The sequence below is a fragment of the Burkholderia sp. S-53 genome, assembly GCF_025560745.1.
Taxonomy (GTDB): Bacteria; Pseudomonadota; Gammaproteobacteria; order Burkholderiales; family Burkholderiaceae; genus Burkholderia; species Burkholderia pyrrocinia.
In genome coordinates, this window is record NZ_CP090483.1 from 3,397,582 (window position 1) to 3,412,563 (window position 14,982).

22 protein-coding genes are annotated in these 14,982 nt (G+C 67.9%); 21 read left to right on the forward strand and 1 reads right to left on the reverse strand.

All coding sequences use genetic code 11. The features are described from left to right. The 21 genes from LXM88_RS20800 (at position 1) to LXM88_RS20900 (ending at position 14,478) form a co-directional block, all read left to right on the forward strand. Positions 1 to 756 (forward strand): flagellar hook-basal body protein, encoded by a 756-nt coding sequence (locus LXM88_RS20800; RefSeq protein WP_262537252.1) that lies wholly within the window; start codon positions 1 to 3, stop codon positions 754 to 756. Beyond that, the gene (locus LXM88_RS20805; RefSeq protein WP_262537255.1) at positions 753 to 1,385 is read left to right on the forward strand and encodes a flagellar basal body L-ring protein FlgH; all 633 of its coding nucleotides are present in this window, start codon (positions 753 to 755) and stop codon (positions 1,383 to 1,385) included. The genes LXM88_RS20800 and LXM88_RS20805 overlap by 4 nt, the downstream gene beginning before the upstream one ends. Continuing rightward, entirely contained in the window at positions 1,379 to 2,527 is a 1,149-nt protein-coding gene (locus tag LXM88_RS20810) for a flagellar basal body P-ring protein FlgI (RefSeq protein ID WP_262537258.1), read from the forward strand. The genes LXM88_RS20805 and LXM88_RS20810 overlap by 7 nt, the downstream gene beginning before the upstream one ends. Beyond that, positions 2,524 to 2,895, forward strand: coding sequence for a flagellar basal body rod protein FlgB (locus LXM88_RS20815; protein WP_262537260.1), 372 nt, complete (start codon positions 2,524 to 2,526; stop codon positions 2,893 to 2,895). Before LXM88_RS20810 ends, LXM88_RS20815 begins: the two co-directional genes overlap by 4 nt. Positions 2,896 to 2,897: 2 nt before the next feature. Beyond that, positions 2,898 to 3,347 (forward strand): flagellar basal body rod protein FlgC, encoded by a 450-nt coding sequence (locus tag LXM88_RS20820; RefSeq protein WP_262537261.1) that lies wholly within the window; start codon positions 2,898 to 2,900, stop codon positions 3,345 to 3,347. After that, entirely contained in the window at positions 3,344 to 3,634 is a 291-nt protein-coding gene (locus LXM88_RS20825) for a flagellar hook-basal body complex protein FliE (RefSeq protein WP_262537264.1), read from the forward strand. The genes LXM88_RS20820 and LXM88_RS20825 overlap by 4 nt, the downstream gene beginning before the upstream one ends. Before the next feature lies 1 nt (position 3,635). Continuing rightward, a complete protein-coding gene (gene fliF / locus LXM88_RS20830; protein WP_262537266.1) occupies positions 3,636 to 5,123 on the forward strand; it encodes a flagellar basal-body MS-ring/collar protein FliF in 1,488 nt (495 codons plus the stop codon). Then, positions 5,113 to 5,622, forward strand: a complete 510-nt coding sequence (locus LXM88_RS20835) for a hypothetical protein (protein WP_262537269.1) — start codon at positions 5,113 to 5,115, stop codon at positions 5,620 to 5,622. The genes fliF and LXM88_RS20835 overlap by 11 nt, the downstream gene beginning before the upstream one ends. After that, positions 5,619 to 6,314 carry a FliH/SctL family protein gene (locus tag LXM88_RS20840; RefSeq protein ID WP_262537272.1) on the forward strand — a complete coding sequence of 232 codons (696 nt, stop codon included), beginning with the start codon at positions 5,619 to 5,621 and terminating at the stop codon, positions 6,312 to 6,314. The genes LXM88_RS20835 and LXM88_RS20840 overlap by 4 nt, the downstream gene beginning before the upstream one ends. Next, positions 6,292 to 7,623 carry a FliI/YscN family ATPase gene (locus LXM88_RS20845; protein WP_262537275.1) on the forward strand — a complete coding sequence of 444 codons (1,332 nt, stop codon included), beginning with the start codon at positions 6,292 to 6,294 and terminating at the stop codon, positions 7,621 to 7,623. The genes LXM88_RS20840 and LXM88_RS20845 overlap by 23 nt, the downstream gene beginning before the upstream one ends. 14 nt (positions 7,624 to 7,637) lie before the next feature. Continuing rightward, positions 7,638 to 8,069, forward strand: a complete 432-nt coding sequence (locus LXM88_RS20850) for a hypothetical protein (protein ID WP_262537277.1) — start codon at positions 7,638 to 7,640, stop codon at positions 8,067 to 8,069. A 527-nt stretch (positions 8,070 to 8,596) separates the two neighbouring features. Further along, positions 8,597 to 8,800, forward strand: coding sequence for a hypothetical protein (locus LXM88_RS20855; RefSeq protein WP_262537280.1), 204 nt, complete (start codon positions 8,597 to 8,599; stop codon positions 8,798 to 8,800). Continuing rightward, entirely contained in the window at positions 8,790 to 9,197 is a 408-nt protein-coding gene (locus LXM88_RS20860) for a flagellar hook capping FlgD N-terminal domain-containing protein (protein WP_262537283.1), read from the forward strand. The genes LXM88_RS20855 and LXM88_RS20860 overlap by 11 nt, the downstream gene beginning before the upstream one ends. A 10-nt stretch (positions 9,198 to 9,207) precedes the next feature. Next, positions 9,208 to 10,374: a flagellar hook protein FlgE gene (locus LXM88_RS20865; RefSeq protein ID WP_262537286.1), complete on the forward strand. Its 1,167-nt coding sequence runs from the start codon at positions 9,208 to 9,210 to the stop codon at positions 10,372 to 10,374. Beyond that, on the forward strand, positions 10,371 to 11,189 hold the full coding sequence (locus LXM88_RS20870) for a FliM/FliN family flagellar motor C-terminal domain-containing protein (protein ID WP_262537289.1): 819 nt from the start codon (positions 10,371 to 10,373) through the stop codon (positions 11,187 to 11,189). The genes LXM88_RS20865 and LXM88_RS20870 overlap by 4 nt, the downstream gene beginning before the upstream one ends. Further along, positions 11,186 to 11,524 (forward strand): flagellar motor switch protein FliN, encoded by a 339-nt coding sequence (fliN, locus tag LXM88_RS20875; protein WP_262537291.1) that lies wholly within the window; start codon positions 11,186 to 11,188, stop codon positions 11,522 to 11,524. The genes LXM88_RS20870 and fliN overlap by 4 nt, the downstream gene beginning before the upstream one ends. Continuing rightward, on the forward strand, positions 11,525 to 11,923 hold the full coding sequence (locus LXM88_RS20880) for a flagellar biosynthetic protein FliO (protein ID WP_262537293.1): 399 nt from the start codon (positions 11,525 to 11,527) through the stop codon (positions 11,921 to 11,923). Then, complete coding sequence (gene fliP / locus LXM88_RS20885; protein WP_262537296.1) at positions 11,920 to 12,702, forward strand: flagellar type III secretion system pore protein FliP; 783 nt, start codon at positions 11,920 to 11,922, stop codon at positions 12,700 to 12,702. The genes LXM88_RS20880 and fliP overlap by 4 nt, the downstream gene beginning before the upstream one ends. Further along, entirely contained in the window at positions 12,699 to 13,487 is a 789-nt protein-coding gene (locus LXM88_RS20890) for a sigma-70 family RNA polymerase sigma factor (protein WP_262537298.1), read from the forward strand. Before fliP ends, LXM88_RS20890 begins: the two co-directional genes overlap by 4 nt. An 11-nt stretch (positions 13,488 to 13,498) precedes the next feature. Beyond that, positions 13,499 to 14,068, forward strand: coding sequence for a tetratricopeptide repeat protein (locus LXM88_RS20895; protein ID WP_262537301.1), 570 nt, complete (start codon positions 13,499 to 13,501; stop codon positions 14,066 to 14,068). 17 nt (positions 14,069 to 14,085) lie between these two features. Further along, a complete protein-coding gene (locus tag LXM88_RS20900) occupies positions 14,086 to 14,478 on the forward strand; it encodes a hypothetical protein (RefSeq protein ID WP_262537303.1) in 393 nt (130 codons plus the stop codon). A gap of 16 nt (positions 14,479 to 14,494) precedes the next feature. On the opposite strand, the gene LXM88_RS20905 is transcribed toward LXM88_RS20900, so the two are convergent. Further along, positions 14,495 to 14,980: a hypothetical protein gene (locus LXM88_RS20905; RefSeq protein WP_262537306.1), complete on the reverse strand. Its 486-nt coding sequence runs from the start codon at positions 14,978 to 14,980 to the stop codon at positions 14,495 to 14,497. Between the last annotated feature and the right edge of the window lie 2 nt (positions 14,981 to 14,982).

Consider the following 14,982-nt stretch of genomic DNA (forward strand, 5'->3'; position numbering starts at 1 on the left):
ATGAACAATGTGTTCTACATCGGCGCGACAGGTCTCGTCGCCCAGCAAACCGCCGTCGACACGACGGCCAACAATATCGCCAACCTGAACACCCCCGCGTTCAAGCGCGGCGCGATCGATTTCTCGGCGCTGCTGGCATCGGGCGGGCGGTTCGCGTCCCGGCCGGGCGCAGACGGCGCAGGCGTGTTCGCGTCGATGCGTCCGGTGTTCTCGGCGGGCACGCTGCGGCAAACGGACGATGCCTGGGACGTCGCGATCCGCGGCAACGGCTTCATCGAGCTCGACGCGGGTCAGGGCGACTCGGCGCTATGGCGCGGCGGCCGGCTGCGCGTCGGTGACGACGGCTATCTGCGCGCGTCGAACGGCGTCCCGCTGAAGGCGGCAATCTCGGTACCGCGAGACGCCGAGCATCTGGAGATCACGCCGGACGGACAAGTGCTCGCCGTCCTCCCAAACCAGGCCGCACCGCTCGAAATCGGCCGGATCGAGCTCGTGCAGCCCGCCGATCCGCACGCATTGCAGGCGCTCGGCGATGGAACCTACCGGCTCGCCGGCGACGGCATGGCCGTCATCCGCGCACGTCCCGGCGAAGACAATACGGGCACGCTCGCGCAGCGTTTCAGCGAGGCGTCGAACGTCGCGCTCGCGGATGAACTCGCCGGCCTGATGCTCTACCAGCGCGCGTATGCCGCGAGCGCAAAACTCGTGCAGGTCGGTGATGAACTGATGGCCATCGCGAACGGACTGAAGCGATGAGCCGGCTCACGAATGGCCGCCCCGCGCGCGCGGCGGCAGCGCGGCCGTACCGCTTCGCCGCGACTGCGACGATCGCCTGCATCACGTTGATGACGGCACCGTCCGCCCGCGCCGACACGCTCTACCAACCGGACAACTTCCGGCCGCTGATCGCCGATCGCCGCGCGAACGCGATCGGCGACATCGTCACGGTACTCGTCTACGAGCAGTCGAGCGCGAGCCAGACGGCCGACACGTCGACGCGCGCCGGCTTCTCGGTCAACGGCAGCGTCTCGACGCTCTACGCCGGCAACAACCGCGCCCAGGTTGGCGCCGGCGACGACTACGGCGGGCGCGGGCAGATCCAGCGCACCGGCCGCCTGCTCGCACAACTGAGCGCCACCGTCGTCGACGTGCTGCCGGGCGGCGACCTCGTCGTCTCGGGCGAGCAGCGCATCGACGTCAATGGCGAGAAAACCGGCATCCGTCTGAACGGACGTGTGCGCGCGATCGACATCGGCCCCGGCAACACCGTGCTGTCGACCCGGCTCGCCGATGCCCGCATCGATTACACCGGCGACGGTTTCATCACCGACCGCACGCGGCCCGGGCTCATTCCGCGCTTTCTCGCATGGCTCGGCCTATGGTGACCCGCTTCCTCCTGTCGCTGCGCCACGCGCAGTTGCTCATCGCTTTCGCGCTCGTCGTCGCCTGCGCGCCGCCGGCCACCGCCCGCACGAGTGCGGAGGTGCGGCTCAAGGACATCGGCCGCTTCCTCGGCTGGCGCGACAACATGCTGGTCGGCTACGGCATCGTGACCGGCCTCGCCGGCTCCGGCGATTCGCCGCGCAACCAGGCAACCCGTCAGGCACTTGCGAACCTGCTGTCGCAGTTCGACCTCATCGTCGGCCACGAGCAGATCCAGAGCCGCAACGTCGCAATGGCGATGGTCACGGCCGCGCTGCCGCCCGCCGCCCACCCTGGCGACGCCATCGACGTCAACGTCACGTCGATAGGCGATGCGCGCAGCCTTGCTGGCGGCACGCTGATCATGACGCCGCTGCGCGGGCCGGACCGGCGGATCTATGCGCTTGCCCAAGGCCCCGTGTCGGTCGGCGGCTACCGGTACGACGCGAACGGCAACCTGAAGCTGAAGAACCACCCGACGGTCGGCATCGTGCCGCGTGGCGGCACGGTCGAAGTCGCTGTACGCGCCGCGCTCGCCGCGCAGGACGGCACGCTGCGCTTCGTGCTCGGCGAGCCCGATCCTGTCACCGCGCAACGCATCGCACAGCGTGTCAACGGCACGCTCGGGACGCAGGCCGCGCGCGCGATCGGCGCGGACGTCGTCGAGATCGACGCGCCCGCCGATCCCGCCGCGCTCACCGCGTTCGTCGCCCGCATCGAAGCGCTGTCGGTTGCGCCGGACCAGCGCTCGCGAGTCGTCGTCAACGAGCGCACCGGCACGGTGGTCGCCGGCGGAGACACGCGGATCGCGCCCGTCACGATCTCGCACGGCGACATCCGGGTATCGGTCACGACCGAGTACTCGGCATCGCAGCCGAACTTCGTCACGCTGACCGGACGCGACGTGCGCAGCCTCGTGATCGCCAATAGCGAACTGTCGGTCGACGAAGCGGGCCAGACCGTCGCCATCTCGTTCCCGCGCGGCACCGTCGGCGATCTGGTTCATGCGCTTTCGAAAGCGCGCATCGGCACGCGCGATGTCATCGCGATCCTGCAGGCCGTCAAGGCGGCAGGCGCACTGTATGCGGAACTCGTCATTCAATGAAGGAGGAACAAGCGATGTCGATGGAATGGGTCGCCGCGATCGCCGGCAAGGCGATGGACGGTTTGTACGCGCGCTCGACCGTAATCGCGCACAACGTCGCGAACGCAAATTCGGCGGGCTTTTCGCCGCTGCGGGTGACATTCGAGGAGGCGCTGTCGGCCGCCGCGGCCGCGCGGCCGGGTGATACGGACACGGTGCGATACGCGCGCGTCGAGGCCGTCCGGCCGCAAACGCTCGTATCGCCGGACACGGTTCGGCTCGATCGCGAAATCGCCGACGCGTCGCAGACATCGGCACGCTACGCGCTGCTTGCGAGCGTGGTCGCACGCACGCTGCAGCTCAGGCAGCTCGCGGTGCGTGGAGGCTGACCATGTCGGACACGATCTTCGCGATCGCGCGTTCGGGGCTCGACGTCGAACGTCAGCGCCTCGAACTCATCGCCCGGAATTTCGCCAACGCGGGCGTCGCCCTTGCCCCTACCGCCGAGCCGTATCGGCCGTTGCGGCTCGTATCGGCGCCGAACGTCGCGCCGGCCTTCCCCGACGCGCTGCGGCACGCGTCCGGCACCGTGCCTGCCGACCGGCTCGCCGGCACGCGCGCGCTCGGCGCCGAGACCCTCGACATGCCGCCTCGCGTAGTACGCGACCCCGCGCATCCGCACGCCGACGCGCAGGGCCTGGTTCGCTATCCGGGTCTCGATCATGCCGCCGAAATGGCGCTGCTGGTCCAGACTCTGCGCACCTACGAAGCGAATGTCGTGATGTTCAACGCGGCGCGCTCGATGTATCTGCGTGCACTCGACATCGGGGGGCAGTCATGACGCCTGTCGACGCCATCGCCGAATACGCGGCGGAACCGCGGCTCGCAGGGCCCTCCTCGCTCGCAACCGACGGATTCGAAACGCTGCTGATGGACGGGGTGCGGAATGTCGATCGCGCGCTGCGCACCGCCGAGGCGGCCGGCGCAGCGTTCGCGCTCGGCGACGATCGGCCGCCGCATCAGGTCGTGCTCGCGCTCGAGGACGCGCGGCTCAAGCTGCAATTCGCGCTCAACGTGCGCGCGCGGCTCGTCGAGGGCTACCAGGAACTGATGCGGATGCAACTGTGATATGAATCGACCGATCTCGCGCCTCGGCGCCTATTTCGCAACCGGCTCGCGCATGCGCCAGTTCGCGGTCGCCGGCGCACTCACCGCAGTGGTCGGTTGCGCCGGACTCGCCGCCTGGTTCGCGTTGCGCCCGTCGTATCAGATCCTCGCGCGCGACCTGAAGCCACAGGACGCCGCCGCAGTCGCGGCGCAGCTCGACAAGGAAAAGATACCGTTTCGCTACGACGAGCAAACGGCCGCCATTCTCGTACCGGCTGACGATGCGCGCGCGGCCCGCGTCAAGCTGACGGGCGCGGACCTGCGCCTGCAGGGCGTTGTCGGCTTCGAGCTCTTCAACCAGAGCGACTTCGGCCTGACGGAGTTCGCGCAGAAGGTGAATTACCAGCGCGCACTGCAGGGCGAACTTGCTCGCACGATCGCGACACTCGACTCGATCGAGCTCGCACGCGTGCATCTGAGCCTGCCGGAAGCATCACTGTTTCGCCGCGACCGCAACCGGCCCAAGGCATCGGTCGCGCTGTTCGTTCGCGATGGCCACGTACTTGAACCGGACGTCGTCAAAGGAATCCAGCGACTGGTCGCGGCGGCCGTGCCCGAAATGTCGGCCGCCGACGTCTCGGTACTCGACCAGCGCGGCGCATCCGCCGATGTGCGCGGCATCGACGTCGACGATCCGAAGTTCGCGCTGAAAACCACCGTCGAGCAGCGTTACGAGCGCAAGATTCTCGCGCAGATCGCCCCCATCGTCGGCGCGAACCGCGCGACGCTCAGCGTCGACGCGACGCTCGACTTCGACCAGATCCGCACGACCCGCGAATCCGGCCTCACGCAGTCGTCTGCCGGTCCGGACGGCACGCCGGGCCTGCCGACTCATCGCGCGCCCGCCGGGTCGCCGGCAACCAGCCTGCCGCCGCTGCCTGCCGCACCGGCAGCGCCGGAGACCGCACGCTCGGAGCGAACCGTCGAGCAGATCGTCCGGAGCCCCGGTGCGATACGCAAACTGTCGGTCGGCATCGTGCTCGACAACGCGATGCCGGCCGAGCGCGTCGCCCGCCTGCGCGACGTCATCGCCGCGTCGATCGGTCTCGATCCCGCGCGCGGCGATACGCTCGCGACGTTCGTGCGCGAAGCCTCGGCCGAGTCGGCGGACACGCGCCTCGAGCCGATCGCGTCCCCCCTGTCCCCCGCGTCGATATCGACCTCACGCGATGAAGGCCGGCCGATCGTCGAACCCGCAAACGCGCTGCGACGGGCCGAATCACTCTGGCGACACATCGTCGAGATCGGTAGCGTGCCAGCGGGTGCGCTGCTCGCAGCAGCAGCGGGATGCTGCATCGCGGCAGCCTGGGCAACACGACGCAGCCTCCGTACGCGGCACGCGCGACCAAGACAACTGAACGACGCACAGCGCGCCGAATACGCGACGCGCCTGCGGCTATTGCTCGCCGAGCCTGGCGAATCGCTCGGAGATCCGCATGATGCCCGTTGACCAGGTGCGCCGGCTGCGTCGTACGGTGGCGGAACTCGCCCGCTGCAGGATCGAGGACGTCGAGTCGGTCTGGACCATGTTGTCCATCGCTGAGCGCGAACGACTGCGACCGCTGCTCAACGAGGCATCGCGCGCGATCACGGGGCATGCGGTGCCGCTCGCAACTGCGCCCGACGATGCAGAGGCCCGGACGCGCGCGGACCGGCTCACGGATGCGCTCGCGGTGCTGCCGGTCGAACTGTCGGCACGCATTGCGGCCGGGCTCGACGATCTCGAACGAGACGGCGTGTTCGTTCGCTTGACCGAAGCGCGCCGGCAAGCGCTGGCCGGCCATGTCGCGCAACACGCCGGATTCCGTCTCTCGCCGCGCGCAGCCGACGCGCTGCGCGACGCCGCTCTGGCGGTTGTTGCGACGAATCAAGCCGCACCGTCGGCACCGGTCCCGACGCCGGGCCCGCTGCGCGTCCGACTTCGAAGCTGGTTGGGGAGACACCGATGAGCACCCTGCTGAAAGCGCATCGCGTGCGACTCGAAAACGGGCACAAGCGGCTGGCCGCGGAAACCGCGCATACGCCACGACCGGCGTCGGACGCGCCGCTGGCCTCGCCGGACTCGCGCACGGCCGAAATCGCCGAGTTGACCGTCCGGGTCACCGAACTCGAAGCGGCGTGCGCCGCGCTCGAAAGCGCGCAGCAAGCGGCGTACCTGAAAGGTGTCGACGAAGGCGGCCGCGCGGCTGATGCCCGTGCGAAGCGCGACGACGACGCACGCATCGATGTGCTGTCGCGCGGCTTGCAGGAAGCGCGCTCCGCATTACAGGAGCGGTTCGCGTCGCTCGAAAGCCTTGCGCTCGACGTCGCCCGGGCCGCGCTGGAACAGATGTTCGGTGCGACCGAATGCTATCCGGCTCTGATCGCGCAAACGATCCGGCACCACGTCGCATACATGCAAGCGGGCACGGTATTGACTGTCGACGTGTCGCGCGCCGACTTTCCCGACGACGACGCATTGCTGCCGCTCGCCACGGCCGCGCCCGATTCGGTCGTCACCGCGCATCCGCACCTGCCGGCCGGCGCGTGCCGGCTCGGCCTCACACCCGGCCGCGCCGAGCTCGATCTCCCCCGCCAATGCGGCCGCCTGCTGGCCGCCCTCGACCCGTTACGCAGCGATGACGATCCGAACGCCACCTGAACACGCGTACGTCGCAGCGGTCCGCGCAACCGATCCCGTGCGACGCACCGGCGCCGTCACGCGCGTGATGCCGACGTTCGTCGAGGCAGACGGCCCGGGCGCGCCGCTCGGCTCGCTGTGCGCGATCGGCGGCGAACGCGCGGAGCCGACGCTCGCCGAGATCGTCAACGTCGAACGCACGCGCGTCACGCTCGCGCCGTACTCGACCGCCGCCGCGATCCGGATCGGCGACGAAGTCCATGCGCTGCGGACGGGCGCGACACTTCCCGTCGGCGACGCCTGGCTGGGCCGCGTCGTCGATCCCCTCGGACGCCCGCTCGACAGCGGCGGGCCGCTCGGTCATTGCACTGCGTCCTGGCCGCTGGCCGGCGTCGCGACTCCACCGCTCACGCGGCAGTCCCCCGAGCAGCCGCTCGAGACTGGCGTACGCGCACTCGACTCGCTGCTGACACTCGGCGTCGGTCAGCGCGTTGGCTTGTTCGCGGGCAGCGGCGTAGGCAAGACGACGCTGCTCGGCTCACTCACGCGCGGCGTCCGCGCCGACGTCCGCGTGCTGTGCCTCGTCGGCGAACGCGGCCGTGAAGCCGAGGAATGCTGGAACCGAACGCTGTCCGCAGCCGAGCGAGCGCGCTCGACACTCGTCGTCGCGACCTCCGACCAGTCCGCCGCGCTGCGGGCGCGCAGCGTGCCGGCCGCGCTGTCGATCGCCGAATACTTCCGGTCACAAGGCGCGCACGTCCTGCTGATGATCGACTCCATTACCCGCTATGCGCTCGCGCTGCGCGAAACCGGCCTCGCCGCCGGCGAGCCGCCGACCCTACGCGCATACACGCCGGGCGTGTTCGCCGCGCTGCCGAAAATCGTCGAACGCTGCGGCGCGCTGAAGAACGGCGGCGCGATCACCGCGCTGATGACCGTGCTGACCGAAAGCGACGAGATCGACGATCCGATGGCGGAGACGATGCGCGCGCTGCTCGACGGCCATATCGTGCTCAGCCGCGAACTCTCGGAGCAGGGACATTTCCCGCCGATTCAAGTGCCGAAAAGCGTGAGCCGCGTCAGCCGGTATGTCGCGAGCGATGCGGAACGCGCGCTGGCCGCCGACGCGATCGCTCAGCTCGCGCTGTACGAGACGTCGAAGCCCCTCGTCGAATCCGGGCTCTACACGGCCGGCAGTCATCCCGCACTCGATCGCGCACTGCGTCTGCGCCCCGCGTTGCTCGCGTTCCTGCAGCAGGCCCCTGATCGCCCGACCGAACGGAAACAAGCCATCGCGATGCTCGCCGCCCTGTTGGAGACCGCCGCATGAAATCCACGGCCCCGTTGACCGCCGCGACGCGGATCGCCCATCTCCGCGCGCTGCAATTGTCGCGCGAGCGCATCGAAGCCAAGCGGCTTGCCGACGCGCGCGAGGCCGCGCAGGCAAGCGAACGCGAAGCCGCGAACCGGATGGCGGCCATCGCGCGGGCGAGTCGATCAGGCCTCGCCAGCGCCGTCCTGCCTATCGATCTGTTGCGCAATCGCGCTGGCGCGATTGACGCGGCGCACGGTACCTGGCTGACGTTCGCCGAACAAGCGCGCGCCGCCACATCGCAAGTCGATGCGCACCATCCGACACTCGAGCGGCACCATCAATGCGCGGACGCGGCCGACCGGCTCGTCGCGCAGGCGCGCGTCGCCGAGCGACGCGCGCGCGACAAGGCGGACGACGCGCGGCTCGAAGACTGGCTGTCGACCTGTCGGAGGCGTCCGTGAGCGTTGCGCCGACCGCCACCGGACACTCGCACGACGGTGTCCCGGCCGACACCGCGGCAGCGCCGCGCCGGGAGGGCGCGCCGTCGGCATTTGCGCACACGCTACGCCGGCTCGAGCGAGACATGTGGCGTGGGGCGGCAGCCGGCCCCACGCCTAAGGCACAGATGTCGCGCCCGCTCGCTGCGCTGCGCGGGTCATCGCCGGCGACACCGTCCATCCTTCATACCGCCGATGCTTCAGCGGTGATTCGAGCGCCGTTCGAAACGACGGCACTGCAACCGGGTACCGGGCACCGCACACACGCGCGACCCGGTTCCGTGGCCACCGATCGCCCGGCTCACACGTCGAGCCACCCACCCCGCCCCGCAGGAGCTGATGCGCCGCCCGATACCTTGGCGCGCCCGTTTCACGCGACGTCCACAGCCGCCTCCTACCGGGCAAGGCCGGCTCCTGATCCGCAACCGGCGCGCGTTGCCAGCCAGCGTGCGCGCGCCTTGGAACCTGGCGCAGCCGCACCAGCCGCCGCCATGCCGCCATGCACGCTCAGCGTGCTGACGGGCGGGGCCGGTATTTCGGTCGCGATCCGCGCGGCCGGTATCGACGACGCGACGCTCGCACAGCGAACGTTCGCCGAACTGCGCCGACTCGGCCTGCCTGACGCGCGACTCTTCATCAACGGCAGGCTTTTCATCGCGACGAACCTATTCCCAGGAGGAACACATGGCGATTGACTCCCTCGGCCCCGTGCCCGGCGGCCGCACACAAACCGATCCAACCGGGCTCGACCTGCAGTCGCTGCTGCGGATCATCGTGACCCAGCTCACCTATCAGGATCCGCTCAAGCCGGTCGACAACTACGAATTCGTGTCGCAGCTCGCCCAATTTACGTCGCTCGAGCAGAGTCGCCAGATTGCATCGACGATCGACAATCTGCTGTCCGTGCAATCGGCCACGCAGACGCTTGGCCTGCTCGGGCGCAAGGTTGACGTGCGCGGCGACACGGGCACGATTTCCGGCATCGTCAAGGGCCTGTCGTTCAAGGACGGCGAATCGAAGCTGACGATCGAGTCCGAAGCCGGGCAGTTTCTCACCGACGCGACGGTGTCGCAGATCCTGACGGTCCGTTGAGGAGGCGCCGATGCTCGACAGTCTCTACATCGGCATGAGCGGTCTCACGGCCTACTCCAAGGGCCTGCAGACCGTCGGCAACAACGTCGCGAACCTGAACACGCCAGGCTTCAAGTCGTCGACTCCGTGTTTTCAGGATCTCTACGACGGCCGCGCGACCGCGCGAGAGGCGACGCGCTCCGGCAGCGGCGTCGCATATGCACAGGCCGCGCTGAACTTTCGGCAGGGCGAACTGCGCGGCAGCACGGGACAGCTTGATCTCGCAATCGACGGCGACGGCCTGCTCGCGCTCCGCGACGGCGACACGATCCGCTACGCTCGAACCGGTCGATTCCAGATCGACGACGACGGTTTCCTGACCGAACGCTCGAACGGGTTGAAACTCACCGCACTCGACGCGGCCAGCACGGTCTCGCCCGTCTCGCTCGCGGGCCGGCTGCTCGACCCGCCGCGCGCGACGCAAGTAGTCCGGTTCACCGACAACCTGTCGCCTGGGTCGACCAACTTCGCCGTCTCCGACGTCGATCTCTACGACGCGAACGGAGCGAAGCACACGTTGAAGGTGTCATTCGCGCCGGACGCCGCCGTGATGCCGGGACGCTGGACAGTCACCGTTACCGATAGCAACGGCACGCCGCTGCAGATCGGCACGCTGCAGTTCCACGGCGGTATTCCCGAACCGGGCCAGGACAAGATCGAAGTCACGCTGCCGTCGTCGGGGCTCACGGTCAAGCTGGATTTTTCCACGGGCGTAACCGCGTTCTCGTCGGGTGCCACCTCGACGCTGCGCGTAGCGAAACAGGACGGCTATGCAGCCGGCACGCTCGCATCGATGAGCATCGACGACGAAGGTCAGCTCGCGCTGCGCTACACCAACGGCCAGACGGCCGAGGTGGGTGCCGTCGCACTCGCGCGGTTCACCGACCCGCAGCGCCTCGTGCAGCGGAACGCCGGCCTGTTCGACGCGACGCACCTGCCGCCGCCACGCCACGCGAAGAGCGGCGATCCGCTTGTCGGCCGGCTGCGGGCCGGGGCAACCGAAGCGTCCAACGTCGACCTGTCCGGCGAGTTCGGCCAGCTCATCCTCATCCAGCGCGGTTTCCAGGCCGCATCGCAAGTGGTGAGCACATCGAACGAGATGATCATGCAACTGTTCCAGATGCGGGGGCAGGGATGACGGATGTGATCCCGCGCTGGCGGCCGCTCGCCGAGCACGATCTCGCCGAGGCCCGGTCGCTGTCGGAACATGCCGTTGCACCCTGGCTGCAGGCATGGTGCGACGATGCGCTTCACGTGGACAGCGTCGAGCAGATCGCGCCCATGCAGCCGCCGCCTTGGCCGCCGGCCAGCCATGTCTGGACATGCGGGCCGCATGTCCGGTGGGCGATCCAGCCATCCGCGCTCGATCGGCTCGTGCGCCGCGCGCTCGACCTGCCCGATGAGTTCGCCGCAACCGGATCCCATGCCTGCGCCAGCGTGCTGTGCGCGTTCGAACGATCGATGACCGATGCGATGGCCGACGCGCTGCGTACCGTCGCTGGCGAGCGCGCCCCCGATGCACGACGTCTGCCGCCACTCGATGCGACGGCGACAAGCGAACTTCGCTACGGCGGCATTCACGTCCGGCTAGCGCTCGGCACCGCCGACGCGTCGCTATCGATCATCTACGCCGCGCCGTTCTGGTGGGCCAGACAAGCGTCCCGAGCCATCCCAGCCGCTCCGCCTGACGTGCTGACACCGCGCGCGGTGGCCCTCGAAGCGACCCGGACGCGCATTCACGCGCGAATCGGCTGTGTGGCGCTACCCATCGCGCAACTGCTCGCTCTCGCACCCGGCGACGTCATCGTCGTCGCCGAACGACTCGATCCCTCGATCTCGCTCGAGGCCGGAGACGCTGGCGGGTCGGCGCTCGGCGTCGGTCGCCTCGGTCGTGTCGGCGAACAGATTTCCGTTCAACTGCACTCGCTCTCAGAACCCAAGGAACATCCATGACATTTCACGCCACCTCAGCGCTTCCCGCCGTCATGCGCGTCGAGCTTCCCGAACAGGAAGCGCCTGCCGAATCCGATACCGAGTGCCCGACCGTTCATCCCGGTCTCGACCTTGTCCACGACGTCACCGTCTCCCTCGACATCCATCTCGGCTCGTCGGATATCTCCATCAAGGATCTGATGGCGTTGCAGCCGGGCTCCGTCGTCACGCTCGACCGCCGGATCGACGACTGTGTCGAGGTTCACCTCAACGGGCGGACCGTTGCGCGTGCCGAGATCGTCGCGGTCGAGGACCAGTTCGGCATCCGGATCACCGACGTCATCCGGGAGCGCTGAATGTCGGGGTTCGCCTTGACCGCGGAATCGCTTCCGATGCCGACTGCTGCCGCATCCGGTACCGTGGCCGCTACGCCTTCGCCATCCACGATCGCGCTTGGGCCAATGCTTGCCAACGGTGTCGACCTGTACAGGATCGGCGGTGCGCTCGTCCTGTGCATCGTGCTCGGCGTCGCCGCGATTTTCCTGCTGCGTCGATACGGGTTCGGCCGAGCCGACGGGGTCGGGACGCCAGCCGGCCAGAAATGTCTGAAGATCGTCGACACGGTGCGGCTGGCGCCCCGCGTCACGCTTCACGTCGTTGCATACGACGAACGACATGTACTGCTCGCCCTCGACGCCAGCGGAATCACGTTGCTCGATGCGCACTCGCGCCCGGCGCCGGAGACGACGTCGTGACGCCGCGCCTCTCGTCCGGCGTGCCCATTCTGTCCACGTTGTCCCGAGGACTACGTCTGCTGCTTGTCTGCGCACTGCTCTGCGGACTGACCGCGCATGCCGCTGCAGCGATTGCCGCGCCGCCCGGCACGCCCTTCTCGCTCGATCGCGAGGGGACATCCGAGGCCGTGCGCATCGCGGTAATGCTGACACTGCTGAGCATCGGTCCGGCACTGGTTGTTTCGATGACCGCCTTCATCCGCATCGTCATTGTGCTGTCGATGATCCGGCATGCATTCGGCATGCCCGAAACGCCGCCGACGCCCGTGCTGATCAGCCTCGCGCTGTTCCTGACCGCGTTCGTGATGATGCCCACGTTCGAAACGCTCAACCACGACGCGCTGCAACCCTTCATGTCCGGCCACCTCGGCATCGACCGGGCGCTCGAAACCGGCGCGGCGCCGCTGCGCGATTTCATGCTGCGGCAGGTGCGCGACGATGAACTGCGGCTGATGTACGAGCTGTCGCGCAAGCCGCTGCCCGATACGGCCCGCGACGTCGGGCTGCTGCAGCTCACGCCCGCATTCATCCTGAACGAGCTGCGCGTCGCGTTCCAGATCGGCTTCGTCGTGCTGCTGCCGTTCCTGCTGATCGATCTCGTGGTGTCGGCCGTGCTGCTGTCGCTCGGCATGCTGATGGTGCCGCCCGCGACCATCTCGCTGCCGCTCAAGATCCTGCTGTTCGTGCTGATCGATGGCTGGGGCCTCGTGCTGCGAGCGGTACTTGGAGGATTCCGATGACGCAGGCGGGTGCGAGCAACCGAAATCCGCGAACAGCCGACGGCGGTACCGCACGGCCCGAAGCGGAGCTGTGGCGGATGTGGGCCGCCGATCGTTGCGCACGCACCCGCGAAGCCGTGTTTGCGCACTACTTGCCCTATGCGCGCGCCATCGCGGCGCGGCTCTATGCGGGACGGCATCGCGACGACGTCGAGTTTCGGGATTTCGTCCAGCTCGCGTGCATCGGTCTGCTCGAATCGATCGACCGCTTCGATCCGGCGCGCGGCGTGGCGTTCGAAACGTTCTGTACGACGCGCGTGAAGGGCGCGATCCTGACCGGGGTCGAGAAACTGACCGATGGCCAGGAGCAGATCTCGTTCTCGCGGCGTGTGCGACGGGAGCGGGTCGCGTCGCTCCAGACCGACGACGAACCGGCAGTACGCGACACGTTCCAGACACTCGGCGCACTGGCGGCCGGGCTCGCGCTCGGCTTCATGCTCGATGGCACGGGGCTCGTCGCACCGCCAAACGACGTCGCGCACCCTGACGATCTGCGGCTGCCCGGGGCGGCCTATCGCGGCATTGCGTGGCGCCAGACGAAAGACCGGTTGGTCGACGCGGTCGGACATCTTCCAGAACGGACCCGAAAAATCATTCAGTACCACTATTTTCACGGCCTTGGATTCGAGCAGATCGCCGATATCCTCGGCCTTACCAAGGGCAGGATTTCGCAGTTGCATCGCGCCGCGCTCACCGATCTGCGCAAGCGGCTTGGGGAGCCGGAACACCTGCATGTGATCGGATGAAGGAGATCTCGATGAATCGCAACCACGATGACGTCATGCTGTGCGACGACGATACGATGGACGACATTGCCCGTCTGATGAGCGGCCCCGACCGCGAGGCGCTCGTTCAACTCGACGCTGCGCTTGCGCACTGGCCGGGTGATCATCGGCTATGGTTCCTGCGCGGGTCGATCTACGCCGGGCAGAAGCGCCGCAACGAAGCGCGTGCCGACTTCACGCGGACCATTGCTCTCGCACCGGATTTCGACATTGCGCGCTTCATGCTCGGGATGATCGATTTGCTCGACGGGCAAGTTTCCGAGGCAACGGCCGTCTGGGCGACGCTCGACGAAAGGCTGTCGCAACACGATGCGCTGTGGTTGTTCAAGACGGGACTGCTGGCGCTGTGCGACGACCGATTCGATGCCGCGCTGGACTGGTTGAAGCGCGGGCTCGCGGTGAACCAGCGCTATCCGGGTATTGATGGATACATCGAGACGATCGTCGCGCACCTCGAGACGCTGACGCGAAAGGTCGACGACGAAGCAATGAGCGGGCACCTTCTGTTGTCCGGCTATCTCGCGTCACGGACGCGTCATTGACGACCATCGGAGTGTTCATGGATCCCGTTTCGACAATCAATCGAGTTTTGGCGTTGCTGCGGCAGCAGATCGTCGACCGGACGCGGCGTCCGGCAAGTCGGCAGGCAGGCCCGAAGGCTGTACGAGACGGCAACCCGATCGACGCACGCGCGGCGGTTGCGGACTTGCGTACGCTATTACAGAAGAGGATCAGTGCGCTGCACGCCGCCGGCATCGACGACGCCACGCGATTGTCGCGAGCTGTGATCGACGTCGCGCTGCGGTACGAATTCGGCCCGAGGCTCGCCAACGAACCCGAGTTTCAGGAGATGGTGGATTGGGCGTGCAAGGGGGTCATGGAGGACAGGAGCGCGTCGGCGCTGGTGGGTGACGTGGTGCGCGAGATCGGGCAATCGCGTCGAGGGCGGTGAAACCCACGGGTGTTTTCTAGCGGGTAGCGCTCGGCGCCCTGCCCGGTGCATTGCTTGGGGCCGAGCCGCACACTACGATCGCCCCGCCAGGTAGCGTCCGGAACACGATGCGGTTTGCATGGATCGACATGCCGGGGCCGCCGCGTTGATGCAGGTAGGAAAAGACCCCGCCTCCGACGAAGTGCAAGGTGTGGGACGTCGTTTCGTGCACGTGGGCGATCTCGTGCCGAAGGATCAGCGAGAGATCGTCGATCTGCACCCGACGGATTTCGGGAACGGTCGCGTTGATTTCGCCTGATTCGGAGACGAGGTATCTTTCGCCGTCGGGCCCCTCGATGAGGTGGCTGCCGTCGGGAAAATCGGTGCGCTTGCCGCCGGGGATGTCGACGGATGTCGGGAGGTTCTGGTGGTCGTCTTTCATCGCGAATCGGGGCTCATTCAGGGCGTTATCAACATCAGCCCTCTGACCATTGATATAGACAAGGAAATCTGCAGCCGCCACGG